The organism is Sphingomonas sp. Root720, assembly GCF_001428605.1.
GTDB lineage: Bacteria > Pseudomonadota > Alphaproteobacteria > Sphingomonadales > Sphingomonadaceae > Rhizorhabdus.
In genome coordinates this window covers 434,398-460,559 of sequence record NZ_LMID01000010.1, presented here as the reverse complement: position 1 = coordinate 460,559, position 26,162 = coordinate 434,398, and the positions used below count along the sequence as shown (strand labels likewise).

28 protein-coding genes and 1 tRNA gene are annotated in these 26,162 nt (G+C 66.2%); 14 read left to right on the top strand and 15 right to left on the bottom strand.

Annotated features, from left to right (window positions below; all coding sequences use genetic code 11):
* Nucleotides 1-105 precede the first annotated feature (105 nt).
* On the top strand, nt 106-1,293 hold the full coding sequence (gene nhaA / locus ASE22_RS09520; protein WP_268796985.1) for a Na+/H+ antiporter NhaA: 1,188 nt from the start codon (nt 106-108) through the stop codon (nt 1,291-1,293).
* Nucleotides 1,294-1,385: 92 nt separating this feature from the next.
* Here the strand turns inward: nhaA and ASE22_RS09515 are convergent, their stop codons facing one another.
* From ASE22_RS09515 to ASE22_RS09465, 11 genes are all read right to left on the bottom strand, one after another.
* A complete protein-coding gene (locus tag ASE22_RS09515; protein WP_056357991.1) occupies nt 1,386-2,183 on the bottom strand; it encodes a quinoprotein dehydrogenase-associated putative ABC transporter substrate-binding protein in 798 nt (265 codons plus the stop codon).
* Nucleotides 2,180-3,139 (bottom strand): PQQ-dependent catabolism-associated beta-propeller protein, encoded by a 960-nt coding sequence (locus ASE22_RS26170; RefSeq protein WP_268796986.1) that lies wholly within the window; start codon nt 3,137-3,139, stop codon nt 2,180-2,182. The genes ASE22_RS09515 and ASE22_RS26170 overlap by 4 nt, the downstream gene beginning before the upstream one ends.
* A gap of 11 nt (nt 3,140-3,150) precedes the next feature.
* A complete protein-coding gene (locus ASE22_RS09505; protein ID WP_056357985.1) occupies nt 3,151-3,597 on the bottom strand; it encodes a c-type cytochrome in 447 nt (148 codons plus the stop codon).
* 82 nt (nt 3,598-3,679) lie between these two features.
* On the bottom strand, nt 3,680-5,587 hold the full coding sequence (locus ASE22_RS09500) for a methanol/ethanol family PQQ-dependent dehydrogenase (protein ID WP_082545815.1): 1,908 nt from the start codon (nt 5,585-5,587) through the stop codon (nt 3,680-3,682).
* 3 nt (nt 5,588-5,590) lie between these two features.
* A complete protein-coding gene (locus ASE22_RS09495; protein WP_056357982.1) occupies nt 5,591-5,920 on the bottom strand; it encodes a c-type cytochrome in 330 nt (109 codons plus the stop codon).
* Nucleotides 5,908-6,354 (bottom strand): hypothetical protein, encoded by a 447-nt coding sequence (locus ASE22_RS26750; protein WP_056357979.1) that lies wholly within the window; start codon nt 6,352-6,354, stop codon nt 5,908-5,910. Before ASE22_RS26750 ends, ASE22_RS09495 begins: the two co-directional genes overlap by 13 nt.
* Nucleotides 6,351-6,962 (bottom strand): cytochrome c oxidase subunit 3, encoded by a 612-nt coding sequence (locus tag ASE22_RS09485; RefSeq protein WP_056357977.1) that lies wholly within the window; start codon nt 6,960-6,962, stop codon nt 6,351-6,353. Before ASE22_RS09485 ends, ASE22_RS26750 begins: the two co-directional genes overlap by 4 nt.
* On the bottom strand, nt 6,955-8,904 hold the full coding sequence (locus ASE22_RS09480) for a cytochrome c oxidase subunit I (RefSeq protein ID WP_056357973.1): 1,950 nt from the start codon (nt 8,902-8,904) through the stop codon (nt 6,955-6,957). Before ASE22_RS09480 ends, ASE22_RS09485 begins: the two co-directional genes overlap by 8 nt.
* Nucleotides 8,901-9,854 carry a cytochrome c oxidase subunit II gene (gene coxB / locus ASE22_RS09475; RefSeq protein WP_056357970.1) on the bottom strand — a complete coding sequence of 318 codons (954 nt, stop codon included), beginning with the start codon at nt 9,852-9,854 and terminating at the stop codon, nt 8,901-8,903. Before coxB ends, ASE22_RS09480 begins: the two co-directional genes overlap by 4 nt.
* Nucleotides 9,851-10,570 (bottom strand): cytochrome c oxidase assembly protein, encoded by a 720-nt coding sequence (locus tag ASE22_RS09470; protein WP_056357967.1) that lies wholly within the window; start codon nt 10,568-10,570, stop codon nt 9,851-9,853. The genes coxB and ASE22_RS09470 overlap by 4 nt, the downstream gene beginning before the upstream one ends.
* A gap of 22 nt (nt 10,571-10,592) precedes the next feature.
* Nucleotides 10,593-11,003 carry a GlcG/HbpS family heme-binding protein gene (locus ASE22_RS09465; RefSeq protein WP_200933288.1) on the bottom strand — a complete coding sequence of 137 codons (411 nt, stop codon included), beginning with the start codon at nt 11,001-11,003 and terminating at the stop codon, nt 10,593-10,595.
* A gap of 121 nt (nt 11,004-11,124) precedes the next feature.
* Here ASE22_RS09465 and ASE22_RS09460 point away from each other — a divergent pair, with 121 nt between their 5' ends.
* The 3 genes from ASE22_RS09460 to ASE22_RS09450 all read left to right on the top strand — a co-directional run bounded on the left by ASE22_RS09460 (nt 11,125) and on the right by ASE22_RS09450 (nt 13,326).
* Nucleotides 11,125-11,382, top strand: coding sequence for a hypothetical protein (locus ASE22_RS09460; protein WP_156397496.1), 258 nt, complete (start codon nt 11,125-11,127; stop codon nt 11,380-11,382).
* Between the two features lie 227 nt (nt 11,383-11,609).
* Nucleotides 11,610-11,888, top strand: a complete 279-nt coding sequence (locus ASE22_RS09455; RefSeq protein WP_156397498.1) for a hypothetical protein — start codon at nt 11,610-11,612, stop codon at nt 11,886-11,888.
* Nucleotides 11,889-12,108: 220 nt separating this feature from the next.
* Complete coding sequence (locus tag ASE22_RS09450) at nt 12,109-13,326, top strand: cation:proton antiporter (RefSeq protein ID WP_056357955.1); 1,218 nt, start codon at nt 12,109-12,111, stop codon at nt 13,324-13,326.
* Nucleotides 13,327-13,488: 162 nt separating this feature from the next.
* On the opposite strand, the gene ASE22_RS09445 is transcribed toward ASE22_RS09450, so the two are convergent.
* A tRNA-Gly gene (locus ASE22_RS09445) sits at nt 13,489-13,563 on the bottom strand.
* A 176-nt stretch (nt 13,564-13,739) separates the two neighbouring features.
* Between ASE22_RS09445 and ASE22_RS09440 the strand changes: the two genes are divergently transcribed.
* Genes ASE22_RS09440 through ASE22_RS26165 form a run of 3 tightly spaced genes read left to right on the top strand, consistent with a single transcriptional unit; the run spans nt 13,740 to nt 15,448 of the window.
* Nucleotides 13,740-14,636, top strand: a complete 897-nt coding sequence (locus ASE22_RS09440) for a tetratricopeptide repeat protein (RefSeq protein WP_056357953.1) — start codon at nt 13,740-13,742, stop codon at nt 14,634-14,636.
* A 13-nt stretch (nt 14,637-14,649) separates the two neighbouring features.
* Nucleotides 14,650-15,264: an LON peptidase substrate-binding domain-containing protein gene (locus ASE22_RS09435; RefSeq protein ID WP_056357950.1), complete on the top strand. Its 615-nt coding sequence runs from the start codon at nt 14,650-14,652 to the stop codon at nt 15,262-15,264.
* 10 nt (nt 15,265-15,274) lie between these two features.
* Nucleotides 15,275-15,448 carry a Trm112 family protein gene (locus ASE22_RS26165; RefSeq protein WP_082545818.1) on the top strand — a complete coding sequence of 58 codons (174 nt, stop codon included), beginning with the start codon at nt 15,275-15,277 and terminating at the stop codon, nt 15,446-15,448.
* 24 nt (nt 15,449-15,472) lie between these two features.
* Here ASE22_RS26165 and ASE22_RS09430 read toward each other — a convergent pair whose 3' ends face one another.
* Nucleotides 15,473-16,693 (bottom strand): FAD-dependent monooxygenase, encoded by a 1,221-nt coding sequence (locus ASE22_RS09430; protein ID WP_056357948.1) that lies wholly within the window; start codon nt 16,691-16,693, stop codon nt 15,473-15,475.
* A 188-nt stretch (nt 16,694-16,881) separates the two neighbouring features.
* Between ASE22_RS09430 and ASE22_RS09425 the strand changes: the two genes are divergently transcribed.
* The 3 genes from ASE22_RS09425 (at nt 16,882) to ASE22_RS09415 (ending at nt 20,714) form a co-directional block, all read left to right on the top strand.
* Nucleotides 16,882-19,278: a DNA translocase FtsK gene (locus tag ASE22_RS09425; RefSeq protein ID WP_056357946.1), complete on the top strand. Its 2,397-nt coding sequence runs from the start codon at nt 16,882-16,884 to the stop codon at nt 19,276-19,278.
* A gap of 14 nt (nt 19,279-19,292) precedes the next feature.
* Entirely contained in the window at nt 19,293-20,354 is a 1,062-nt protein-coding gene (locus tag ASE22_RS09420; protein ID WP_056358756.1) for an endonuclease/exonuclease/phosphatase family protein, read from the top strand.
* Nucleotides 20,355-20,456: 102 nt separating this feature from the next.
* Nucleotides 20,457-20,714, top strand: coding sequence for a hypothetical protein (locus ASE22_RS09415; protein WP_056357943.1), 258 nt, complete (start codon nt 20,457-20,459; stop codon nt 20,712-20,714).
* A 9-nt stretch (nt 20,715-20,723) separates the two neighbouring features.
* On the opposite strand, the gene ASE22_RS09410 is transcribed toward ASE22_RS09415, so the two are convergent.
* Nucleotides 20,724-21,197 (bottom strand): hypothetical protein, encoded by a 474-nt coding sequence (locus tag ASE22_RS09410; RefSeq protein ID WP_056357940.1) that lies wholly within the window; start codon nt 21,195-21,197, stop codon nt 20,724-20,726.
* Nucleotides 21,198-21,289: 92 nt separating this feature from the next.
* On the opposite strand from ASE22_RS09410, the gene ASE22_RS09405 reads away from it, so the two are divergent.
* From ASE22_RS09405 to ASE22_RS09395, 3 genes are read left to right on the top strand one after another with little or no spacing between them, the layout of a single operon-like run.
* Nucleotides 21,290-21,901 (top strand): TetR/AcrR family transcriptional regulator, encoded by a 612-nt coding sequence (locus ASE22_RS09405; RefSeq protein ID WP_056357938.1) that lies wholly within the window; start codon nt 21,290-21,292, stop codon nt 21,899-21,901.
* Nucleotides 21,902-21,948: 47 nt separating this feature from the next.
* Complete coding sequence (gene trhO / locus ASE22_RS09400; protein ID WP_056357935.1) at nt 21,949-22,926, top strand: oxygen-dependent tRNA uridine(34) hydroxylase TrhO; 978 nt, start codon at nt 21,949-21,951, stop codon at nt 22,924-22,926.
* Nucleotides 22,916-23,548: a glutathione S-transferase gene (locus tag ASE22_RS09395; protein ID WP_056357932.1), complete on the top strand. Its 633-nt coding sequence runs from the start codon at nt 22,916-22,918 to the stop codon at nt 23,546-23,548. Before trhO ends, ASE22_RS09395 begins: the two co-directional genes overlap by 11 nt.
* Before the next feature lie 6 nt (nt 23,549-23,554).
* Here ASE22_RS09395 and ASE22_RS09390 read toward each other — a convergent pair whose 3' ends face one another.
* Nucleotides 23,555-25,027, bottom strand: a complete 1,473-nt coding sequence (locus ASE22_RS09390; RefSeq protein WP_056357929.1) for an ATP-binding protein — start codon at nt 25,025-25,027, stop codon at nt 23,555-23,557.
* A gap of 181 nt (nt 25,028-25,208) precedes the next feature.
* Between ASE22_RS09390 and ASE22_RS09385 the strand changes: the two genes are divergently transcribed.
* The gene (locus tag ASE22_RS09385; protein ID WP_056357925.1) at nt 25,209-26,159 is read left to right on the top strand and encodes an isopenicillin N synthase family dioxygenase; all 951 of its coding nucleotides are present in this window, start codon (nt 25,209-25,211) and stop codon (nt 26,157-26,159) included.
* Nucleotides 26,160-26,162 lie beyond the last annotated feature (3 nt).

Genomic DNA, 26,162 nt, shown 5'->3' with positions numbered 1-26,162 from the left:
CTCCGCCGCCGCTTCCGTAGGTCCGGTGGTCATCGGACAGGACTGTCGCTAAAGCCGTCCGCGGCCGGGCACGACCCGATCACCGGATCCTCATCGGAGCATTGCGTGAATATCGTCAGCACCATCCGTCAGCGTCCAATCTCTGCGATGCGACAGTTTCTGCGTACCGAGGCGGCCGGCGGAATCTGTCTCATCGTCGCGGCTTTGCTGGCGATGGTGGTCGCCAATTCGATCTTGGCGGACAGTTATTTCGACCTGTTGCACGCGAAGGTCGGACCCATGTCGGTGCTCCACTGGATCAACGACGGGTTGATGGCGCTATTCTTCCTGCTGGTAGGGCTCGAGATAAAGCGCGAGCTCTCCGACGGCTATCTGCGGAGCTGGGCCGACCGCGCGCTCCCCTCGATCGCTGCCTTGGGCGGCATGGCTCTACCCGCGCTCGTCTACCTGGCGCTGACGGCATCGACTCCCGGACTGGCAAGGGGCTGGGCCATTCCCTCGGCCACCGATATCGCCTTTGCGATCGGCGTGATGGCGCTGCTCGGTGACCGGGTCCCGGCATCGCTCAAGCTCTTTCTCACCACCGTGGCGATCGTCGACGATATGGGTGCGGTGGCCATCATCGCCATCGCCTATACGGCCGAGATCAGCGGCATGGCCTTGCTCGCCGCCCTAATTCTGATGGGGGCGATGTACGCCCTCAATCGGCTCTCGGTCATGCGGCTCTGGCCCTATCTCATACTGGCCGCGCTGCTCTGGTTGGCGGTGTTGTCATCGGGCATCCACGCCACCGTCGCGGGTGTGCTTGCGGCGAGCATGATTCCGATCGATTCCCCAGCTTCGGATCGGTCGCAGCCTTCGCCACTGCATCGGCTCGAGCACGCGTTGCATCCCTGGGTGGCCTTCGGCATCGTCCCCATCTTCGGTTTCGCGAACGCGGGAGTCTCTTTCGCCGGCATCGACCTGCAGCACGTGCTGTCCCCGCTCCCACTCGGCATCGCGGCCGGTCTGTTCGTCGGCAAGCAGACAGGCATCTTCGCCGCCGTGTGGCTGTCAGATCGCCTGTCGATCGCTCCTCGACCGGGCGGAGCAAGCTGGGCGCAGATCTATGGCACGGCGTTGCTGTGCGGTATCGGCTTCACCATGAGCCTGTTTATCGGCGGGCTCGCCTTCACCTCGCCCTTGTTGATGGACGAGGTGAAGATCGGCGTTCTGGGCGGGACGCTATTGTCGGCCGTGGGAGGCTTTGCGGTTCTCCGCTTCGCAGCCCGGGGTTCGCCGGCGTCTCGATGAGACGACAGACCACAAAGGCTTGGTGTCGGCGGAGAACGGGGCGACCTCGGGCCGAAGCGGATTGCGCACGCGCGGTAGAGCGCGACGGTCGCTTATGAATGGTCAGCGAGATCCGGAAGGCCATATGACTCCAGGATGTCGGCAATGCGTGACGCGTTGCGATCCAGGCTCCGCTCGATCTCAAGCTTGAGCGCCGGCTCGTCCTTGCGGACGCCCATCGAAACCTCGTAGACCATTGGCCATTGAGCGTCATCGAGCCAGGGCGTCACCGGTTCGAGCCTGAGCGGCACCCGCGAATGTTTCGCGAACCATCCGGCGAGCGGTCCCCATACCAGGCCGATATCGATCCTGCCGTCGGCAACGGCCTCGACTATAGCCGTCGGCGGATTGGGCTGGCGATAGTCACCGTAGAGCATGAAGCCCGCAACATTGCGCGTCAGGCTGCGCCTCGCCAGAGCATGTGCCGGCGGTGTGTTCATCGCATCGTCGCCGACCAGTTGGACGCCGAGCTTGCGCGAGGCGAGCCGGGGATCATCCAGGGTCAGGCCACTGAGTTTGTCTTGGACGCGCGTGACGAACATGTAGCTAGAGCGATAATAAGGCCGCGTCGTCGCGACCATTTCGACCCCAGCGGCGACGCCGGGCCAGAGGTCGCATTTGGCTTCGCCGAGCGTATTCCGCACATAGCCTCGCCGCTGCGCCCACCAAACATACCGAATATCGCGACCGAGATCCTTCGCCACCAGCTGCACGATCCGATTCTCGAACCCTTCGCCAGCCCGATTGGAGAAGGGTAGATTGTTCGGGTCGGCACAGACCAGTAGTTCCTCGGGAGCACCGATCCGGCACCCGCAGAGCAAAAGGCAGATGAGCACGTATATCTGCTTCATCGCCGCATGGCCTCGACCCCCCACGGCTTTCCACGATAGCGCACGCGATGAGTCACCTGGTTGCTGACCAGGTCGATGACGGTGACCTCGCCCGATAACCCGCTCGCGGCGTAGAGCCGTCTGTCATCGGGGGATAGCGCGAGACCCCAGTTGCGCTCACCCGTGCGAAAATGTCGCACCACCCGCCAGGTCACGGGATCGATCTCGGCAACCTGATCTCCGCGCCCCATCGCGACGAATGCCCGCTTGCCGTCACGGGTGATCTCCATTTCGACCGCTTGCGCGGTCTCCAGATCCGGGAAGGCCGCGACAAGATCGATGACGTGGCGGATATGACGCGTCCGAGGATCGAAGACGGTAATGGTGCCGCGCTGCTCGGACGACACCCACAGCTCGGTGCCGTTCTTGAGAAACAGGACGTCGCGCGGGCGCGAGCCGACGATGACGCTGTCGATCAGCCGTCCGCTGCCGGCATCGATGAAATGGGCGGTACTGGCGGCCTCGGATGTCGCGATGACGAGGCGGCCGTCCGGGCTGACGCCCATTCCCTCGGGCTCGGGACCGACTTTCACCTCATGGGTGATCATACCCGTAGCCACATCGAGAAAGGATACGGCGCTGTGATCCTCATTGGCGATGTACAGGCTGTGTCCGTCAGGGCTGACCACGAAGCGCTCCGGGTCGCTTCCCGAACGGTAGGTGCGAACCAATTTCCGAGAGGCGACGTCCCACGCCTCGATGCGATCGGAATCGCTGGCAGCGACGTACAATGTCCGGCCATCGGGAGATCGTGCCATTCCGCGCGGCCGCTTGCCGGTTACCAGATCGCCCTCTTTTCGCCCCGACGCGCCGTCGAGTACATGGACGATGCTGGCCTCCTCGTCCGAAACGAAAACCACGTCGCTTCCCTTTGGAGCCGGAGCGCAAGATGCCAGAGAGGCGGCGAGAAGCGGCACGCTCCATCGTCTCACGATCCATGGTCCACGGTGCCATCGGGCAGCTTCCAGCCGCCATGACGGTCCGCCTCCATCGGAACGGGCGCGGGGTGCTGCGACGGGGTGGTGCCGTTATTGGCCTGGATCGTCGCGGGAAGCGACATCGAACGAACATAGGCGGCGATCTGCCAGATCTGCTCGTCGACGATCTTCCCGCCCCATGCGGGCATACCGTGGGGGCGGCCCTGGTAGATGCTGGCGTAGATCTGATCGAGCCGCCCGCCGTAGATCCACGTGTCGTCCATCAAGGCCGGCCCGATGCCGCCGCCGCCATTGAAGTGGCAGCCCACGCAGTTGAATTGATTATAAAGGCGCTTGCCGGCAACGACCGCTGCGGCGCTTCCGTAATAGGGCGCCGCGCGGGGATTGATGTCGGACGGCAATTCGCCGCCGGCGGGAATCAGCGAGGACACCGGCACCGGGTCTGGGCCGGTCCCGGGCGGGAGAGGTGTGCGATCGGCCTGCTTCTGGCATCCGGCCAGGAGAAGCAGCAGCGCGACACTAGTGGGGAAGCGCAAAGACATGGAGCGTCCCTCCCGGGGTTGTGCGGTGAACGAGGTCGCTCATCGTGTTGACGAAACCCAGTGCCGAGGAGCCGTCGCGCGGATCGAGGCCGCCCGAGACGACCGCGCCAGCCCATCCGCCGACACCCGATAGCACGGCGACATATTGATGGCCGTCCGGACCCCGATAGCTGATCGGCTGTCCGATGATGCCGCTCGGGAGTTTCCTCTTCCAGACGAGCTTCCCGTTACGGGCGTCGACCGCCTTGAACCAGCCATCCATCGTTCCATAGAAGACCAGATCGCCGCCCGTCGCGACCGTGCCCGACCATAAGGGCAAATCTTCCCGGATTTCCCACGCGGGTCGCCGCATTACCGGGTTCCAGGCGGTAAGTGCGCCCCGGTTCCCGCCGGGCCCGGGCTTCATCTTGACCTCGGCGCCGACATAGGGCGTGCCCGAGATGTAGTTCACCTCGAGGTTCATCCAGTCCATGCAAAGATTTTCGTGCGGAATGTAGATGAGGCCGGTCCGCGGGCTGAAGGCGCTCGGATTCCAGTCCTTCGCGCCGCTCGCCGTCGGGCAGATGTTGCGGACCACCTGACCCAGCCTGGTTTCCTTCGCTGGGTTGATGATCAGGCGACCCGTCTTCAGGTCGACACCCTTCGAACTGTTGACGGGGCCGAACGGGTCGGCCGACAGGACCTGGCCGGTCCGCCGATCGATCACGTAGACATAGCCGTTGCGTTCGGGACGTACGAGCACCTGGCGCATGCGGCCGCCGAACGGCATGTCGAGCAGGATCTGTTCGTTGATCCCGTCATAATCATGCTCGTCGTGGGGCGAGAGCTGGTAGAACCACTTGGCGCGCCCGGTGACGATATCGCGGGCGAAGATGCCGGCCGTCCACTTATTGTCGCCTGGCCGCTGCAGCGCATTCCACGGGCCGGGATTGCCCGTTCCGTAGAAGATCGTCTGGGTCGTCGGATCATAGGCGATCCATCCCCACATTGTGCCGCCGCCGATCCTCCAGGCATCGGCGGGCCAAGTCTTGACGCCAAGGTCGTGACCGCGGTCCTGCTTGTAGAATGGCCTGAAGCCTTCATCGATCAGCACGTCCTTGTCGGGCCCGGTGTGGTAGGCGCGCCAGGCGGTCTTGCCGCTCTGAAGATCCAGCGCGGTCAGCCAGCCCCGCACGCCGAACTCGCCGCCCGAATCCCCGACGAGGACCTTGCCGCCGGCAATGAGGGGGGCCATCGTGATCGTCTCGCCCTTGTTGATGTCGCCAAGCTGGGCTTTCCACACCGGCTTGCCGGTTCTCGCATCGAGCGCGATCGTCTGATCGTCGAGCGTGTTGAAGACGATCTTGCCATCCGCATAGGCCGCCCCACGATTGACCACGTCGCAGCAGGCGACGCCGGCCGCCGCCGGCAAGGGCTTTGGCGCATATTTCCATTTCAGCGCGCCATTGTTGGCAAGATCGAGCGCATAGACATAATTGGGAAAGGCGCTGACCACGTACATGGTCGTACCGACGACAAGAGGAGCGGCTTCCTGGCCCTTGTCGACCCCGAGCGAGAAGCTGAAGACCTCCTGCAAACGGGCAGCGTTCGCGGGGGTGATCTCGGCCAAGGCCGTGTAGCGCGTCGCTGCATGGTTCTTGGCGGGCATCAACCACTGCCCATCGTCTTGCGGGGCTGCCGCCAGGGGCGCTCGCGTGCGCCCAGCCTCGGGCGTCGGCGCGGCAAGTGCATGGCCGATCTGCTCCGGCGTAAACACCTCGCCCGACGGCACGGGATCCGGGACAGGAGGTTTGGCGCCCTCGCGTTCGGGGTACAGCGCTACGGTTGCGGCCGCGATCGGCAGTGCGATGGCGAGCGTAGCGAGGAGCAGCGGCTTTTTCTTCATCGTTCAATCCAAGGTGGCGAGATAATCGGCAATGGCGCGGCCTTCGGCTGCGCTGAGGCCGGTCTCGGGCATGGCATTGCCCGGCAGCATCGCTTGCGGGTGCGTGACCCAGCGCGCGAGCGTGTCGCGGCCGTTGCGGAAATGGCCAGCGATGATCTGCTGACTGGCGATCCCGGACAGCGACGGGCCCACCCGCCCGGTCGCGGAGGCAACGCCCGGTACCTGATGGCAGGCCCCGCATCGGCCGGCGATCAGGGCTTTCGCCTGGGCATGCGGGTCGCCGCCCGCACAAGCCCCGAGCGCGAGCAGCGAAATCACGATCAGCCAGCGCATCGCGGCACCAGCAGGAAGGCGATGAAGGTGAGGGCCGTAGCGATAGCGGAGCCATATCCCAGGATCACGGCCCATAAGGCGATGAAGCGGGTGCGGCCATGTCCTATCTCGGCGAGCTCAATATGATCGCCCTGCTCCTCATGGGCAACGCGTCGGAGCATCTGCTGTGCCAACCATCCTGTGGCGAAGGCCACCGCAATGCACAGGATCATTATGACGAGCGTGATGCCCGAAGAGCCGTTCGTGCTCCCGATCGGCGCCCATAGACGGTCGCTATGGGGAAAGCAGGGCCAACTGCTCAAGGCCACGCCGACATTGAGTTGTGCGAACCACGCGAGCGGTCCGCCGAAGATCAGCGCGAATGCCTTCCAACCCGGGAGCTTTCCGCCCTGTGGCGCCGGATGATGGCTGAGACCGGGGGATGGCTCGATCATCGCCCGAATCCTAGATAGGGCGTCAGATAATAGGTCGTGAAGACGAACAGCCAAACGGCATCGACGAAATGCCAATAGAGGATGCCGCTCGATACCGGGATCCATCGCCTGGCCGAGAAGAAGCCTGCGATTGTCCAGCCGAGCAAGATTGCGAGAATGACGAGGCCGATGACCACGTGCGCGAAGTGAAAGCCCGTCGTCACGAAGTAGAGCGAAGCGTAGCTGGATGCTCCTATGCCATAGGTCTTTTCCGACCACTCATAGATCTGCACCGCCGCGAAGATGCAGCCGAGCAAGAACGCCGCTCCGAGGCCGACGCATGCCTGGCGCCGATCTTCTTTCTCGACGCCTTTCTCGGCCCACCAGGCCGCTCCGCTGGACGCGATCAAGACAAGCGTGTTCGGAAGCGAGGGTAACAGCTTGGGTGTGGGGTCGAGCAGCCAGGGAGGCGCTGCCGTCGCGCCGATGTAGAAATAGGAAAAAAGCAGGTAGACGAAAAGCGCCGCCTCACTGGCGATCAACGCGGTCACGCCCCACCAGCCCAGGCCGGCACGGCCGATAGGCCCGACCGGCAGGTTTTTCGGAGCGGCGCAGGCCACCTCAGCCATGAGCTGCCTCCGCCGAAGATGCGCGTTCGAGCAGGCTGCGCCGCGGCCAGAGCCACACCAGGAGTGCGCCGGCGACGATCAGAGCGGCAGGCGCGCTCAGCCAGAGCGATTTCAGAAGCAGCCCGAAGAACAGCAGCAAAATGCCCGTCGCCAAGGTGAACGGCGCGTAGCTGTCTTCCGGCATTTTGACGATGCGTTCGGGTTCCGCATCCATCGGACTCGTCGTCAGCGTCTCCTTGCCCTGGTCCAGCGTCATGCCGCGGCGGAGCGAGCTGCGGGCGCGTTCTTCATCAAGCGCCTCCTCCCAAAGCGGGTGGCGCGAAGCGATCGTCGGGATGACGGCGAAATTATACGGTGGAGGCGGAGATTTCGTCGACCATTCGAGGGTGGGGCCGCCCCATGGGTCGGCGTCTGCGGCGGCTCCCGAGCGCAGGCTGCGGGCGACATTGATGAAGAACAGCAATATGCCGACGGCGAAGACGAAGCTCCCGATCGAGGTAACGAGATTGAGCAGGTCCCAGCCCATATGCTCGGGATAGGTGTATATGCGCCGCGGCATGCCGAGCATGCCCGTCAGGTGCATCGGCAGGAAGGCCAGATTGAACCCGCCGAACATCGTCCAGAAGCTCCAGCGGCCGAGCCGTTCATCGAGGAGCCGTCCGGTCATCTTGGGCAGCCAGAAGTAGGTGGCTCCGACAACGGGAAACACGTTGATCCCGATCAATGTGTAATGGAGGTGCGCCACGACGAAATAGGTGTCGGTCAGCTGGAGATCCACCGGGACGCTTGCCGTCATGATGCCCGACACGCCGCCGATCACGAACAGCAGGATCGTCGAGGCGAAGAACAGGAAGGCGGTCTTGATGACGGGCCGTCCCAGCCAGATCGTGGCAGTCCATGCTGCCAAGGTGATCATTGACGGGAAGGTGATCGCGAAGGAGGCGCCCGAGAAGAAGGAGAGGCTGAGCGCCGGGAGGCCGGTGGCGAACATATGGTGTACCCAGACGCCGAAACCCAGGATCATCGTCGCGACGGTACCGAGGGCAACGAGCGAATAGCCGACCAGCGGACGCCGGCAGAAGACGGGTAACCCATCAGAGACCATTCCCATGGCCGGAAGAACGACCGCGTAAACCCAGGGGTGGCCGAACATCCAGAACAGATGCTGCCACAGCAGTGGCTGGCCACCGCCAGCGGGCGTGAAGAAGCGGGTGCCGAATTGGCGATCAAGCCAGAGCAGGAAGAAGGCGAGGCTGACCGCCGGAACGACGGCGAGATTGGCGACGCTCGCGGTCAGCGTGCCCCAGACCATGATCGGGATGCGATTGATCGACATGCCGGGGGCTCGCATCTTGAATGCGGTGACGATGAAGTTGGCGGCTCCGACACTCGTCGAGATGCCGAGCAGGATCATTCCGAGCGCATAAAAGTCCTGATTCAGGCCGGGATTATAGTCGGCGAGCGCATAGGGCACATAGTTGAACCAACCGTCATTGGGGCCGGCGCCCACCATGAACCCTGCGTAGAGGAAGATCGCCGCGGCGAGATATACCCAGTAGCTGAGCGCATTCAGGCGCGGGAAGGCCATGTCGCGGCTCCCCAGCAGCAGCGGCCATAGATAATTCGAGAAGCCGGACAGGACCGGTGACGCGTAGAGGAAGATCATCGTCATCCCATGCGTCGAGAAAAGCTGATTATATTGTTCGGGGGAAAGCAGGTGGCGATCGGGGCCGATGAGCTGCAACCTGAGGACGAGTGCTTCCACGCCTCCGACGGCGAGGAGGAGGAATGCGGTCACGATATAGCGGAGACCGATTTCCTTATGATCGACGGTTGAGAGAAAACCGCGCCATCCGGGCTTGGTTTCCCATATGGCATGAAGCCTGGCGCGCAGCAGTGGCGTATCGTCGCCAATTTCGGGCGTGCGGACGGCGGCGCTCACCGGAGCGTCTCCACATAGGCCAGCACGTCGTTGAGCTCTGCTCCGGAGAGATGCTGATCGGGCATCAGCGTGCCGGGCTTCAGGCTTTGCGGCGCTTCGATCCATCCGGCGAGCGCGCCACGGTTGTTGGGCAGCATGGCGGCTGCGATCGTTGCGCGGCTCATGAGATGGGTGAGGTCAGGTGCGCTGTGCGAATGGGCTTGCGACCCACGGACCGTATGGCAGAGGCCGCAACGGAACTCGAACAAGGCAAGGCCCCGCTTTTGAGCGGCGGTCGCCGGAGGAGGGGCGGTCTGGAGCTGCTGTTGGCGCCACCGCTCGAACGCACGGGGGGGCTCGGCGACAACCTCGAAGCTCATCCGCGCATGCTGCGCACCGCAAAACTCGGCACATTGGCCCCGGAATCGACCGGGGCGATCGGCCTGTAGCCAGGTTTCGTTGCGTTGGCCCGGGATCGCATCGGTCTTGCCGGCCAGCTGCGGTACCCAGAAGCTATGGATTACGTCCGGGCTCTGCAGTCGCAGCTTGACCGGCACGCCGACGGGGATGTGGATCTCATTGGCGGTGGTGAAACTCTGCTCCGGGCTGGTGCCGCTATATTGGACTTCCCACCACCATTGGTGTGGAGTGACGTCCAGGATCAGACCGGGATGGGGCGGCGGTACGCCAGTTTCGGCAATGGCCGCCATCGTCCAGATCAGAGTGATCAGCAGCGGAACGGCCGTGATCCATAGCGATGTCGTGATCCAGCGTATCCCGTTGCCGCCGCGCATGACCTCGGACGCCGGTTCGGATGCTGTTTCTCTGGCGCGCAGAACACCCCAGCCGATCAGCGCCGCAAAGATGAGGCAGGTCAGGATCGAGACGATGAGCGTGAACCAGGTGAGCGGTAGGACAGCGTGCGCGCGAGACCCGCTGCCCGACATATAATTGAGCGGCGCCCAGGTCATGCAGGGGTGCCTTCGAGTTTGCGCCAGCCCAGATGGGCCGAGCGCAAGGCCACCCACAGAAACAGGAAGATGCCCGGCACCCACATGAAAACGCCGCCCAATTGCTGATCCTGCAGCGGGGTAAGGTTCCACGCCGTGGTGGTGAAATAATGCGGTTCGAACATCGGGCGCGTGGCTAAGGTCAGGAACGCGCCGAGCAGGCCCATATGAACCGAGGTTGCGAAGCCGGCAGCCAAGGCAGGCACGGACTGCGCGCGGGATACATGCAATAGGGCAGTCCACAGGCCGATCGCGCTTCCGAACAACGATAGGTGCATGGTCCAGTAGATCGGCGTCGACCGATAGGTTGCCGCATAGGGCGCCGGCATATGCCAGAACCACAAGGCGGCGAAGAAGGCTAGGGCAGCGGGCATTGCGCGCATACGCCAGGGGCCAGCCGCGGCTATCAGCGGAGCGGCCGCCAGGGTCAGGATCATGTGCTGTCCGACGCGCGCCGAGAATAGCGCCACCGACAGCGCGCACAGGGGCGAGAGGAACGCGAGTGCCGCGATAACCCACCCCGACAGCGCAAGTCGCCATTGCATATCGGACCGCCGCAAGGCGGCAATGTGAAGGCCGGCGATCACGAGGAGGGCCACGATCAGGATGGGATCCAAGTTGAACCGGGCGCCGAGCGCGCCGGGATCGGGCGGGGAGCCGCAATAGCTATGGACCATCGACCTGCCTCCCCGCTCTTCTTTAAGCCCCGGCGAATGCGCGGGCCGCTGCTCCCGCCACTTCCATGTCCTGATCGACGGTGCCGCCGCTGGCGCCCACCGCTCCGATCACCGCATCGCCGTGTTTGATCGGCATCCCGCCGCCGAACACCACGATCCTCTCGTGGTTCGTCGCATGAATTCCGAACAGCGGCTTGCCTGGCTGCGCCATCTTGGAAAGCTCGTCCGTCGACATGTCGAAAGCACGCGCCGTGAAGGCTTTATGGATCGCAATATCGATGCTGCCGAGCCAAGCCCGGTCCATGCGGGCGAAGGCGAGAAGGTTCCCTCCAGCATCGACGACGGCGATATTATAAGCCACGCCGATCGCGTCCGCTTTCGCCTTGGCGGCTTCGATCAGGATTCCGGCATCAGCCAGGGTCAGCGTGTCCAATGTAGCAGGCACAAATGATCCTCATCTCTATTAATATCGTAAAACGATATTTTATGCGGAACGCGCGTCTTCGATATTTGTTTCCCCGGACGCCATTTCTCCCAGCGGCCGGAGGAGTTCGATGCCCGGCCAGGATCGATCCGGTAAAGTGATGCGAATGAGCTATTGGCGCTTCGCCATGATGGCCGGCGCCTCCACCGTCCTCATGGACCTCAACACATATGCGTGGAGCCATATCGCCTACAGCCAGACCCGGCTGTGGATGGCGCTTATGGCGCCGAACGGTGAGTCTCAGGAGAAGCGATTACAGTCGCCAGACCTCGGTACCGACGCCTCGGATCCAAGCAGGGGTAACGGGAAAATCTTGAAAATATCGTAATGCGATGTATAGTCTTCCATACCTTGGCCGGTGCCGTTCTCCGGACAGGGCGTAAGGGTGCGGGCAGGAGTTTCCCTCTTCCGTCTCGACATTCGGAGCGACCCCGCGGGGAAAACGCTGCTTCCACGGTGGATGATCGCGCCATGCATTCGAATGGCCGCGGGTCTCGTCACATCTGCCCAATCCTTACCAAACAGCCCAGAACGCCCATCGGGAGAGCGCCCAGAATGACCGATCGCGTATTGTTGGAGCATCGAAGCCGAGATCCTGATCATCTGATCCTGTGCGGGATGGTCGCGACCGAGCCGGTCCTCGTCGAGCTAGACAACGCCGCCTGCATGAAGCTTGCGGGACGATGTACGACCCTGAACCATCAAAGCATTGTCGAGGATCATTATGGTGAGATCGTCGAGGTGGTCGAAAGACTGTATGACGAGCACGCGTTCGATGCCCAGGGCAGTCACGAGGTGCCGCACATTCTCGTCACTGCTCTCGACCTGGGGTGACCCGACGGAAGATTGTTCGACAGGCGGTGCGCTGTGTTGCGAGAATTTCGACTGAAAACTGGTGCCTCTCGTTCAACGCTTTCATTTCGGCGGCGCGGGCGTCGGCATGATTATAAGGTGCCGGCGGCTGCGCAGCACTGCGCTTGGTAGCCGCGGTTCGATCATGGGACACGTGTCAGCAACCAAGCCATGATCGAGCCTCTAGGAAGGAAGGCCTCGCATGACCGACTTCGGGCTCGGCGAAATGGGATTGATCCTCGTGGTCGCCTCGCTGGTCGCGATGCTGTCCCGACGCATCGGGCTGCCCTATACGGCGGGTCTGGTCGCGGCGGGATGGATCCTGGCCCTCCTGCCGGCGGGAGTCGATCTACCGCTTTCGCCAGAGCTGATCTTCAACGTCTTTCTGCCTCCGTTGATCTTCGAAGCCGCATTGCAGCTCGACTGGCGCCGATTCCGCATTCAGCTGCCGGTGACCTTGACCCTGGCCTTTGTCGGGGTACCCATCTCGGCGGTAGCGGTCGCGGCCGGCATGCATCATTTTGCGGGTTGGTCGTGGCTCGGCGCGGCCTTTTTCGGCGTGCTGATCGCAGCGACCGATCCGGTCTCGGTGATCGCCGCCTTCAAGGAGCTTGCGGTGGAAGCGCGGCTCGCAACGGCGGTGGAAGCGGAAAGTCTGTTGAACGACGGGGTCGCGGCTGTCGGCTTCGGAATCCTGGCAGGCGTGGCCGGCGGCGAACATGTTCAACCCCTGAAGCTTGCCGGCGAAATCCTGTGGACGTCCGGCGGTGGCATCGTGATCGGCGCCGGGATCGCGGCCGTGCTGCTCTTCATAGCGGGTCGGACCGACGACCACCTCGTCGAAACCACATTGACCACGGTCATCGCCTGGGGGGCGTTCCTGATCGCCGAACGGCTCGGCGCATCGGGCGTGTTCGCCGCGCTGAGCGCAGGACTGATCACCGGTAATTTCGACCGCGGCGCGCTATCCGCCGCAGGGCGGCCCCGCATTATCGGCTTCTGGGAATATGCCGCATTCCTGGCCAATTCCTGCCTGTTCATTCTGGTCGGCGGACATGAAGCCCATCAGCCGATCAACCTGTTTTCGTCGGCGCTTGCGATCGCGGTCATCGTCGTGATCGGAGGGCGCATGATGAGCGTCTATGCATTGGCTGCGCTTTTCCGCAACACCGCGCTCCGCCTGCCGCCGGCGCATCAGCATATTCTCGTGTGGGGCGGCCTGCGAGGCGCGGTCGGACTCGCCCTGGCCCTGGCGCTACCCGTCGGCGTGCCGGAACGCGGCGCGATCATCGTCGTCACCTTCGGCGTGGTAGCCTTCTCGATCTTCGTTCAGGGCCTCACCGTTCCACGATTGCTGCGGCGATGGGAACTGACAGAAGCAGCGGCTCCTGGTCATCAATCTGAGGGATCGGAAGACTAGCCGCGATCTGGTTCGCGGCGCAAAGGGACGGCGCCATCACCGGCAGTAATGGATATGGGCCTCACGAAATATAGAACGCTCGGTGGCCGCGCTTCGGACAACCGGGGCGGGCAAAACGGCATCGCCCCTCGGAGGAGTAAAATTACTCACATCGTGGAAAACTGGAGCGGGCGAAGGGATTCGAACCCTCGACCCCAACCTTGGCAAGGTTGTGCTCTACCCCTGAGCTACGCCCGCTCTGGCGCCGTCCGGCAGGTCATCTCTGCCGTCGAGGCGCGGCTATTAGCGTGGGGGGTATCCCTCTGCAAGCCTGATTCGCGAAAAAGTTTCGGGGCCTTGGCATAAGCGGGCGGCGTCCCACATAAGGGGCACGAAAAGGGCATGTGGGAGAATCATCGGTGGCCACTCTGGGGATGAGCGCGGCGGATCGTGACGCGGTCGAGGCGTTCAAGCGCGATGTCGTCGAACCGTCGATGACGTCGCTGGTCATCCTCGATTTCTGGGCCGAATGGTGTGGCCCGTGCAAGGCGCTGACACCTGTGCTCGAAAAGGTCGCGGAAGATTATGCCGACAAGGGCGTAATCCTCGTCAAGATCAACGTCGACGAGCAGAAGATGATCGCGACGCAGTTCCGCGTCCAGTCGATCCCGACCGTCTATGCTCTGTTCCAGGGCCAGCTCGTCGCCGACCTCACGCCGGCGCGCAGCGAGAGCCAGCTCAAGCAGATGCTGGATCAGATCCTTCGCCAATTGCCCGTCCAGGGCGAGGCGAGCAAGCTGCACGAGGACATCGCCCCACTGATCGCGATGGGCGAGGAGGTGCTGGAGGCCGGCGACACCGAACGCGCGCTGTCGGTGTTCGGCCAACTCGTCGAGATGGCCCCCGACGATGCCGAGGTGATCGGCGGGCTCGCCCGCGCCATGGTCAAGGCGGGGCAGGTCGACGAGGCCGATGCGCTGCTGGGGGAACTGCCCCCGGAGAAGGCCAGGGAAGCGCCGATAGCCCGGGCTCAGGCGGCGGTCGCGCTCGCCCGCGACGCAGCGCCCGTCGACGATCTCGGTCCGCTGCGCGCGAAGGTCGCCGCGGATCCGGAGGATCACGAGGCGCGCTTCGAGCTGGCCGGGGCGCTGATGGCGGCCGACGACCGTGACGGTGCCGCCGATAACCTGCTGGAGATCGTTGCCCGCGACCGCGACTGGAACGAGGGCGCGGCGCGGCAGCGGCTGCTCAAGCTGCTCGAGGTCGTCGGGCTCGAGGATCCGTGGGTGCGCGAGCAGCGCCGCCGCCTGTCGGCGGTCCTGTTCACCTGATGGCCGCCTGAAAATGGCCGATCGCCTGTCGATCTTTCCGCTCGCGGGCGCATTGCTCTTTCCCCGCAGCCATCTGCCGTTGCACATCTTCGAGCCGCGGTACCGCGCGCTCGTCACCGACGCCCTGGCGCGCGATCGCCGGATCTCGATGATCCAGCCGCGCGACGAAGCGGAACCGCCAACGTTGTTCGAGATCGGCTGCGTCGGCCATATCCGCGAGGTCGAGCGGCTCGACGACGGCCGCTTCAACATCGTCCTCGAAGGCATCACCCGCTTTCGCGTGCTGCGCGAGCTGGCGGTCTCGACGCCGTTTCGTCAGATCGAGGCCGACCTCCGCGCTTTCGACGATGCCGACGCGCCCGACGCCCTGCCCAGCATCGTCCGCGCGGAGATCGAGCGCGAGGCTCGCCGCTTCGCCGACAGTCGCGGCGTCGCCGTCGACTGGACCGGGGTCAGCCGCCTCGACGACGAAACGCTGGTCAACGCCATCTCGGCGATCGCCCCGTTCGATGCCGCCGCCAAGCAAGCGTTGCTCGAAGCCGCGACCCTCGCCGAGCGCGCGGACCTGCTCGCTCAGTTCCTCGGCTTCTTCCGGCGCGGCGACGACGAGCCGGCCACGCTGCAGTGACGATCGCGCCATGAGCCTCGATCCCGACCTGCTCGCCGTGCTGGTCTGTCCGGTGACGCGCACGCCGCTGCGCTATGACGAGGCGGCGGCGGAACTGGTGTCGGAAGCCGCCGGCCTCGCTTTCCCGGTCCGCGACGGCGTGCCGGTGATGCTGGTCGAAGAGGCGCGGCCGATTCCCTCCTGATCCAGCGCCGGACGCAAGGCGTCGCTAGATCGCGATGCCCTGGAGCAGGCGCGGCAGTGCGCCGCTTTCGCCGCGCGCCTCGGCCATGAAACGGTTCTTGAGCGGCCCCATGCGCTGGACCGCGCCGAGGCCGATGCGGCGCACCGTGCGGGCGGTGCGGCCGGGAATGCCGAACAGGCGGGTGAGTGCATCGGTAGAGGCGGCGACCATGAAGCTGTCGAGGCTGCGCCAGCGCTGATAGCGGGCGAGCAACTGGGCGTCGCCCGGATCGAGGCCGAGGCGCATGCCCTCGACCAGCACCTCGGTCAGTGCGGCGACGTCGCGATAGCCCAGGTTGACGCCCTGGCCCGCGATCGGATGGATGCCGTGCGCGGCGTCGCCGACCAGCGCGAGGCGAGTGTCGGTGATCCGCGCGGCATGGTGGAAGCCGAGCGGGTAGGATGAGCGCGGCGAGATCAGCGTCACGGCGCCCAATATCCCGCCCATCCGCTTCTCTGCCTCGGCCTGGTAGGCGCGGTCGGGCAGGCCCAGCATGGCGGGCGCGTGCTTCTCGTCGACCGTCCAGACCAGCGCCGAGCGATGCTGGCCCCCAGCATCGTCGACCAGCGGCAGGATCGCGAAGGGGCCCGCCGGATAGAAGATCTCATAGGCGATGTTGCCGTGCGGCTTTTCGTGCGCGATCGAGGCGATCATCGCGACATGCTCATATTTCCAGCGCGCGCAGGTGATCCCGGCGGCCTCGCGGGTCGGAGACTGGCGGCCCTCGGCGCCGATCAGCAGCGCCCCGTGCACCTCGCGGCCGTCGGCGAGCGTCACGTGCACCCCGTCTAGGTTGCGCCGAACGTCTGCGGGGCGGGCGGGGCGGAGCAGGGTCAGCCCGTCGGCGGCGCGCGCCGTGGTGTCGAGGGCGATGCGCAGGTCGCGATTCTCGAACATGAAGCCGAGCGCGCCGTCATCGGCCGCAGGGTCGAAGACCAGGCTTTCGGGGCTGAGGCCGTCCTGCACCCGGATCGCCGCGATCGGGCAGCCCTTGCCCTCCAGATGCGCGCCGACGCCGATCGCGTCGAGCATCCGCCAGGGCGCGCTCGCCACCGCGGAGGCGCGGCCGTCAAAGCCGGAAGCCAATATCATGTCGGGATCGGCGGGATCGATCACCGCCGCCTTGATGCCGTGCCGCGCGAGCGCGATGCCGAGGGTGAGGCCGACCAGGCCCCCGCCGAGGATGATGACGTCCTGCCGTTCCATGGTTTCCGCTTTAGGGCGTCGGCGTCCGCTGCGCCACCTCCTAAGCTATATCGGATGACGGCCGAAGGCGGGGAGGGCGATGAGACGGGCCGATCCGGCCATCGCTTGACCGCGACTCCCCACTATGGGATTCTCGGGAAAAGCGGGATGGACGGGCGCGGATCGCCCAGGACCGGGCGAGCGGGAACATGGCAAGTCGCAGCATCAGGATCGCGGGGGAAGAGGCCGCGCCGGCATCGGCGGAGGCGGACGGCTGGCGCATGTCGCTGGCGGGACTCGGCCGCCGCGCCGGATCGATCTGCGCCGCGCTCGCGCTGATCGGCGGGACGATCGCGCTCGGCTTCGTGCTGGCGAGCTACCATGTCACCGATCCGGCGATGAACACGGCGGCGGGCGGCCCCGCGCAGAACGTCTTCGGCGCGGTCGGCGCGTGGATCGCCGATCTCGCGCTCAGCATCTTCGGGCCGGCGATCGCGCTGGTCCTGCCGCTCGGATTGGTCTGGGGGCTCAGGCTGTGGCGCGGCCATCCGGTCGGTCGCTGGGGCCGGTCGCTCGTCACCGCGCTATGCGCGGTCGCGATCATCGGCTTCGGTCTTGCCCTGTTCCGCGGCGGTTCGGTCGCCGGCCTGCCCGCCGGCTTCGGGGGCAGCCTGGGCCTCGCCGCCGCCGCGATCGCGCGCATCGGCCTCGACCAGATCGCCGATCCGGCGCTCGTCAACGCTATCCGCCTCGGCGGCGCGGCCCTCCTGGCCATCCTCGGCCTGTCGCTGTGGGCCTGGGGCCTCGGCCTGATGGCCGACGAGCGCGACTGGCTGTTCCGGCGCGGCGCCTATGCCCGTCGCCCGTCCGAGCCCCATGACGAGGACGACGCGCCGTTCGACGTCGACGATATCGAGACGATCGACCGCGCGCCTCTGCCCGTGCGCCCGCCGCGCCATGCGCCGATCGACGAGGACGAGGAGCGCGCGCCGCCGCCGGTCATCGCCGATCGCAAGAAGGCTGCGGCACCCTCGGCCAAGGCCGTCGCGCGTGAGCGGCAAAGCTCGCTGCCGCTCGGCGACACCTACAAATTGCCCAGCCTGTCGATGCTCTCGCCGCCGCCGCCCACCGCGAACAAGACGATCGACAAGGCCGCACTGGAGCGCAACGCCCGCCTGCTCGAGACCGTCCTCGACGATTTCAACGTCAAGGGCCGTATCGTCGAAATCCGCCCCGGGCCCGTCGTCACCATGTACGAGCTGGAGCCAGCCGCCGGCATCAAGGCCAGCCGCGTCATCGCGCTGGCCGACGACATCGCGCGCAACATGTCGGCGATGTCGGCGCGCATCGCCGTCATCCCCGGCCGCACCGTGATCGGCATCGAACTGCCCAACGCCAAGCGCGAGACGGTGTCGCTGTCGGAGCTGATCGCCAGCGACGCGTTCGAAGAACTGGCGGCCGGCGGCCTCGCGCTGGTGCTCGGCAAGAATATCGGTGGCGATCCGGTGATCGCCGATCTTGCGCCGATGCCCCACCTGCTCGTCGCCGGCACCACCGGCTCGGGCAAGTCGGTCGGCATCAACTCGATGATCCTGTCGCTGCTCTACCGGCTGACGCCCGACCAGTGCCGGATGATCATGATCGACCCGAAGATGCTCGAACTGAGCATCTACGACGATATCCCCCACCTGCTCTCGCCGGTCGTCACCGAACCGCAAAAGGCGGTGCGCGCGCTCAAATGGGCGGTCGAGCAGATGGAGGACCGTTATCGGATGATGTCCTCGGTCGGCGTCCGCGGCCTCGCCAGCTTCAACGAGCGGGTGCGGACCGCCAAGGCCAAGGGCCAGTTGCTCGGCCGCCGCGTCCAGACCGGCTACGATGCCGAGACCGGCCAGCCGATCTACGAGGAGGAGAAGCTCGAATTCGAGCCGCTGCCGCAGATCGTCGTGATCGTCGACGAGCTGGCCGACCTGATGATGACGGCCGGCAAGGAGGTCGAATTCCTGATCCAGCGCCTGGCGCAGAAGGCGCGGGCGGCGGGCATCCACCTGATCATGGCGACGCAGCGTCCGTCGGTCGACGTCATCACCGGCGTGATCAAGGCCAACCTGCCGACCCGCATCAGCTTCCAGGTCACCAGCAAGATCGACAGCCGCACCATCCTGGGCGAGCAGGGCGCCGAGCAGCTGCTGGGCAAGGGCGACATGCTCTATATGGCCGGCGGCAAGCAGATCATCCGCGTCCACGGTCCGTTCGTGTCGGACGACGAGGTTCGCGCCGTCGCCGACCATTGGCGCGGGCAGGGCACCCCCGATTATATCCAGGCGGTCACCGAGGAGCCCGAGGACGGCGGCTTCGCGATGGAGGGCGGTCCCTCCGGCCCCGACGATCCCGAGACGCAGACCTATCGCCGCGCGATCCAGCTTGTCGTCGAGAACCGCAAGGCATCGACCAGCTGGCTGCAGCGCCAGCTGCGCGTCGGCTACAACTCTGCGGCGCGGCTGATCGAGCGGCTGGAGAAGGACGGTATCGTTTCGCAGCCCGATCATGTCGGCCGCCGCGAGGTGATGGTCGACATGGCCGACCTGGGACGCTTCCTCAGCTAGAGAAGTTGGTGACGATGATCTCGTGGCTCCGGCGCCTGTCGGGCTTGCTGCTGCTGCTGCTCGCGGGGGCGTCCGCCTGTGCGCCGCCGCCGCCCATGCGCACGCTGTCACACGCGGAGGCGCCCGCGCCGCGCATCGTCCCCGCCGACGCGCCCGGCGAGATGCGGACGACCCTGTCGGTGCTGACCTATAATATCGAAGGGCTGGGCTGGCCCGCACGCAAGGGCAGGGCGGGGAAGTTGCGCGAAATCGGGCGACACCTCGCCGCGCTGCGTCGCGGGGGGATAGCCCCCGACGTGGTGATGTTCCAGGAGATGTTCAGCGGTGCGGCCAAGCGCGCGGTGGCCGACAGCGCCTATCCGGCGATCGTCGCCGGCCCTCGCCGCCTGACCTTCGTCGGCCGCGCGACCGACGAGCCCCTGCCCGGCCGTTCGCGCTACCGGCGCGGCGAGCTTGGTCTCAAGCTGCTCGGCAGCGGGCTCGCCATTGCCGCGCGCTATCCGCTCGATGGCATCGAGCTTCATCCCTATGGCCTGCGCTCGTGCGCGGGGCTCGACTGCCTCGCCAACAAGGGCATCGTCCGCGCGCTGCTTCACCTGCCGGGCGTGCCCGTGCCGGTCGAACTCTACGACACGCACATGAACGCGCAAGGGGCGTCGCGCGCGCCCGAACCCCGCGCGCTCGCCGCCCATATGCGCCAGTCGCGCGAAGCGGCCGGGTTCATCGCCGGGGTACACGATCCGGCCTATCCGCTGATCTTCGGTGGTGATTTCAACATGCGCTGGTCGGAGGAGCGCTTCGCCGACTTCTCGCGCTATCTTCCGCTGGAGATAGTCCATCGCTGGTGCATCGATCCCGCCCATGGCTGCGACGTGCGCATGTCGTGGGACGGGGACGAGCCCTGGATGGACACGCAGGATCTGCAGCTGTTCCGGTCGAGCTCGAAGGTGCGGATTCGTCCGATCCGGGTGGAGGCGATGTTCGACGGGGGCGATGCGCCGCAGCTTTTCGACCATGACGGCTTCCTCGTCACCTACGAGCTGCGCTGGCGGACGGATGGCGGCTTGGCGCCGTGAAATGGGTGATCCGCCTGTTAACCCGCTCGCTTAATATCGGGTCCATCCCTGCTTCGTCATGATCTCGTCGGCCCGGCCATCGGGTCGGTGAGGGACCATGCGATGATCCGGCTTTCGCTGACGATCGCCCTGATGTCGATACCTGCGGCGCTGGCGGCGCAGGGCCTGCCGGTCGATTTCGACGCCGAAGCGACGCAACCGCCCGAGACCTCCGCGGCGGTCGCGACGCCGCCGGCCGCCGTGGAGATCGATACCGTTCCGCCGCGCCCCCGCACGGTGCGCTACAGCCCGGTCAAGATCCGGCTGCAGGACGGAACGCCAGCTCCGATCTACGTCGCGGCAGGCGCCGGCGTGCGCTGAACCCTTCCCTCAGAGCGGGGCGCCGGCGCCGAGCCTGGCGCCCCAATTGGCACGCGTCATGGTCGCCAGATAATCGGCCTGCATCGACGGGGTCAGGATCTCCATCATCTGGCGGCCCTCGATCCAGAGTTCGACGACCCCGAACATGCCGCCGCGCTTGCGATATTTCGCCGGCCAGCCTTCGCGGCGGGCGATCGCCAGCACCTCCTCGGTCTCCAGCGTGGTGCCGAAGGCGCCATGGGTGGCGGTGAACCGGTCGACCCCGCCCGGTTCGCCATAGGCATCGGCATCGCCCTCCGCCTCGCGCAGCAGCGTGCCTGCCGGATAGACTTCGACCGACGTGCCATGGGCGTCGTCCGAGAGCGCGACCCAGCCATTTTCGGAAACGGGCGGGAAGGGCAGAGCCTCGCCGCCGATCAGCTCGGCAAGCACTTCGGCGACATGGTGCGGATCGATGGCGGCAATCGACATGTGGAACAGCATGGAGTTCTCCCCTTGGGTACGGCTTTATACTATGGCACAAAATGTGTCAATCTATATTTGACACTTTATATGTCACCTATTAGGGCCGGGCGATGAACGACGCATTGCCGCCGCTTTCCGCCCGCGAACGCCACAAGGAGGATGTGCGGACCCGCATCCTCGACAGCCTGATGGCGCTGCTGAGCGAGGGCGTCGCGATCAATCACGATCGCGTCGCCGAGCGCGCCGGCGTCGCGCGGCGCACGGTCTATCGCTATTTCCCCGACCATGACGCGCTGATGCAGCCGCTCTGGGACCGGGTGGTGGGACTGGCCGGCGGGGCCGCCGTCAGATTCCCCGCCAGCGAGGAGGAACTGACGTCGACCATGCCCTCCATCTATGAGGGGTTCGACCGGATCGCGGACCTCGCGACGATCGTCCGCTCGACGCCGCAGGGACGTGCCGTCCGCCTCGCGCAGAAGGGCCGCCGCCGCGCCGCCTATGTCGCCGCGACCGCCGACGCTGTGAAGGAACTGCCGGCCGCGGATCGGAAGCTTGCTACGGCGATGCTGCAGGTGCTGCATACAACGCCATGGCTGGAGATGCGCGACCAGTGGGACATGGAGGGCGCGCAGATCGCGACCGCCTGCCGCTGGGCGGTCCTGACCTTGCTGAAGGATTTGCGGGCACGGGGCGACAGGCCGCTCGGTGAGGGGCCGGCCTGACCTCGGCGGGTTTGCCTCGGACGGCGGAGATACGGCATAGGCCCGCCATGGAGTCGACCTCTTCCAACAATGCGGACGCGGCCCTGCCGATCTGCGTCGCCGCGCTCTACCGCTTCGCGCGCTTTGCGGATGTCGAGGCGGTGCGCGCTCCGCTGGCGAAGCTGTGCTGCGGGCTGGGGGTGAAGGGAACCCTGCTCGTGGCCACCGAGGGGATCAACGGCACGATCGCCGGCAGCGATGCGGCGATCGCACGGGTGGTCGCGCATATCCGCGTCTTGCCGGGCTGCGACGATGTCGACGTCAAGCTGTCGCGCGCGGCGGCGATGCCCTTTCACCGCATGAAGGTCCGCGGCAAGCGCGAGATCGTGACGATGGGCGAGCCCGACATCGATCCGCTCGCCGGCACCGGCCATTATGTCGCGCCCGAGGATTGGAACGCGCTGATCGACGATCCGAACACGATCGTGATCGACACGCGCAACGATTATGAGGTCGCGATCGGCAGCTTCGCCGGGGCGATCGATCCCCGCACCGCGAGCTTCCGCGATTTCCCGGCCTGGTTCCGCGCGGAGCGGGAGAAGCTGCTGGGATCGGGAGAGCCGCCCAAGGTCGCGATGTTCTGCACCGGCGGGATACGCTGCGAGAAGTCGACCGCCTTCCTGAAGGCCGAGGGCGTCGATCAGGTGTTCCACCTCAAGGGCGGCATCCTGAAATATCTGGAAACCGTGCCGCCCGAGCAGAGCCTGTGGCGGGGCGAATGCTTCGTCTTCGACCAGCGGGTCGCGGTCGGCCACGGCCTGGCACCGGGAAGCCATGTGCTGTGCCACGGCTGCCGCATGCCGGTCGGCGAGGACGAACGCGCCTCTCCGCTCTATGTCGAGGGGATAAGCTGTCCGGCCTGCGCCGACAGCCGCAGCGCGGAGCAGCGCGCCGGCTATGCCGAGCGGCACCGGCAGGAAAGCCTGGCCGCCGCACGGGGCGTGGCGCATGTCGGCGCGACGATCGTGCCCCGCGATGACGCCTAGGCCGATCCTCTACAGCTTCCGCCGCTGTCCCTATGCGATGCGGGCGCGGCTGGCGTTGCTGGTCGGCGACACGGGCTGCGAGATCCGCGAGGTCAAGCTGTCTGCCAAGCCCGCGGAACTGGTCGCCGCCTCGCCCAAGGCTACCGTGCCGGTGCTGCAACTGCCCGACGGTACCGTCATCGACCAGAGCCTCGCCATCATGCGCTGGGCGCTGGGCCGGAGCGATCCGGAAGGCTGGCTCGACCGCGCCGACGAGGCGCTGGTCGCGGCCAATGACGGGCCGTTCAAGCATCATCTCGATCGCTACAAATATCCCGAGCGGTACCGATCGGACCGGGAAGAGCATCGCGCGGCGGGGCTGGCGATGCTGGCGGTGCTGGAGGAGCGGCTGGCCGCGGCGCCGTACCTCGGCGGGGAAGCGCGCGGCCTGACCGACGCGGCGGTCTTCCCATTCGTCCGCCAGTTTGCCGGAACCGACCCTGGCTGGTTCGACGCGGCACCCTTGCCGCATCTGCGCGACTGGCTGTCGCGGCAGGCCGGTTCGGCGCTTTTCCAGGGGGCGATGGTCCGGCTGGCCCCGTGGAAAGCGGGCGACCCGCCGATCAGTTTCCCGGCGGCCTGATCGCGGTTATTCGGCGGCTTCGGGCATCGTCGCGGCGGTGGTCCAGCCCAAGCGCGGGATGTTGATCGACCGCTTGCCCGACAGGTCGGTGCGCAGCACGAAGATGCCCTGCTCCTCCATATAGGCGATCAGGCGGCGGACGCGGCCCTGCGAATGGGTGCCGTAGACCTGGGCGAGCGCGCTGTCGGACGGTGCCTCGCGTCCGTCGCGCGCCGCGTTGGCGACGAGCAGGAAGGGGGCCAGCATGTCTTCCGGCAGGGTCGCGCCGATCGCCATCGCGTCGAGCCAGCCTTCGTCCAGCTCGTCGGGCAGGCCGGCGCGCGCCATCGAAAGTCGGCGGCGAAAGCCGGCGAGGTCGAGGCCGTGGCCGGGCAGCCGCGCCATCCGGCAGCGCACGCCGAAGTCCTGGAACAGGATGGCGGGCTGGCGATAGGTCGCCTCCGGGTCCTCGCACATCTCGCGCAGCACCTGACCGATCACGGCGTCACGCTCGTCGTCGGGCATCGCGGGCTCGCTGTTCGCGGCGGTGGGGGTCAGTACCGGGCCCGACCGGCTGATCGCGCGCAGCAGGTCGTCGCTGGTCGGCACCGGCGCGCGGGGCGGGGGAGGTGGCGGCGGACGATCGTCGCCGGGGGCGAAGAGCAGGCCCTGCAGGTCTTCCGGGGCGGTCGAGGGCAGCGGCACCAGCTTGGGGCTGCCGCTGCGCGCGGAGGTCTCGACCGCGCCGATGGTGACGGAGATCGGGCGGCGCGAAACCGCCGGACCGAGCGCGAGGAACTGGCCGCGCGGCAAATCGCGGATTTGCTCGGCCTGGCGCCGCTCCATACCCAGCAGGTCGGCCGCACGCGCCATGTCGATGTCGAGGAAGGTGCGGCCCATCATGAAGTTGGACGCCTCGGCCGCGACGTTCTTCGCGAGCTTGGCGAGCCGCTGGGTGGCGATGACCCCCGCCAGGCCGCGCTTGCGGCCGCGGCACATCAGGTTGGTCATCGCGCCGAGCGACGCCCGCCGTGCCTCGTCGGATACCTCGCCCGCCACGGCGGGCGCGAAGAGCTGGGCCTCGTCGACCACGACCAGCGCCGGATACCAATGGTCGCGCGGGGCGTCGAACAGCGCCGACAGAAAGGTCGCGGCGCAGCGCATCTGCTGTTCGATCTCGAGCTCGTCGAGCGCCAGCACCACCGATACGCGATGCTCGCGGATGCGGGTGGCGAGGCGGACGATCTCGGCCTCGCTATGGTCGAAGGCCTGGATCACGACATGACCGAAACGATCGGCCAGGGTGACGAAATCGCCTTCGGGATCGACCACCACCTGCTGGACGACGCCGGCGGATCCTTCGAGCAGCCGGCGGAGCAGGTGCGACTTGCCCGACCCCGAATTGCCCTGGACGAGCAGGCGCGTGGCGAGGAGTTCCTCGACGTCGAAATGGACGGACTGGCCGGGGCCGCTGGTGCCCATGTCGATTCGTGCTGTCACGCGCCGGTTTCTGGCGGATCAGGGCGGGGCGGGGCAAGCGGGAAGCGACATAAAATTGTGGATCGTTCCGATGCGTGCCGGCCTTTCCCCTTCTGCCGGCACCAGGAAAACGGAGTCGCGTTGTCCGAAAGGCGCTTCCGCCGGGATGACGTTGGGGGGAGCAGCGGCTATATCGGCCGCGATGACCGACATCGCAGACATGACCAGCGTGCCCAGCGTATCGCTGGCGACGGCACAGGACGATCCCGACGGCTTCGCCGAAGCGATCGGCCGCTCCTTCGAGCGCTTCGGCTTCGCCGTCGTCGCCGACCACGGCATTCCCACCGACCTGATCGCGCGCGCCGAGACGACCGCAAGGGCCTTCTTCGCGCTGCCCGAGGCGGTGAAGCGCGCCTATCTCGTCGAGGGCGGTGCGGGCCAGCGGGGCTATACCCCGTTCCGGGTCGAGACCGCCAAGGATGCGACCGAGGCCGACCTGAAGGAGTTCTGGCATGTCGGCCGCGAGCTGCCGGCGGGCCACCGCTTCGCGAACGCGATGCCGGCCAATATCTGGCCGACCGAGATCGAGGGCTTCCGCCGGACCTGTCTGGAGCTGTTCGCGGCGTTCGAGGCGACCGGGCGGCGCGTCCTGTCGGCGATCGCGCGCTATCTCGGGCTCGCGCCCGATTTCTTCGACGATGCGATCGCGGACGGCAATTCGATCCTGCGCCTGCTCCATTACCCGCCGATCGGCCCCGACGCCCCCGGCATCCGCGCCGGCGCGCATGAGGACATCAACGCGATCACCCTGCTGCTCGGCGCCGAGGAGGGCGGTCTCCAGCTGCTCGACCGCGACGGCCACTGGCTCGCGGTGGGCATCGCGCCGGGCGAGCTGGTGGTGAACATCGGCGACATGCTCCAGCGGCTGACCAACAAGAAGCTGCCTTCGACCAGCCACCGGGTGATGAACCCGCCCCCCGAACGGCGCGGCTTCGCGCGCTATTCGATGCCTTTCTTCCTGCATTTTCGACCCGACTACCTGATCGAGACGCTGCCGCAGACGATCGACGCGGGGCATCCGAACCTGTTCCCGGAGCCGATTACGGCGAACGACTACCTCCTGCAGCGGCTGCGCGAGATCAAGTTGATCTGATGG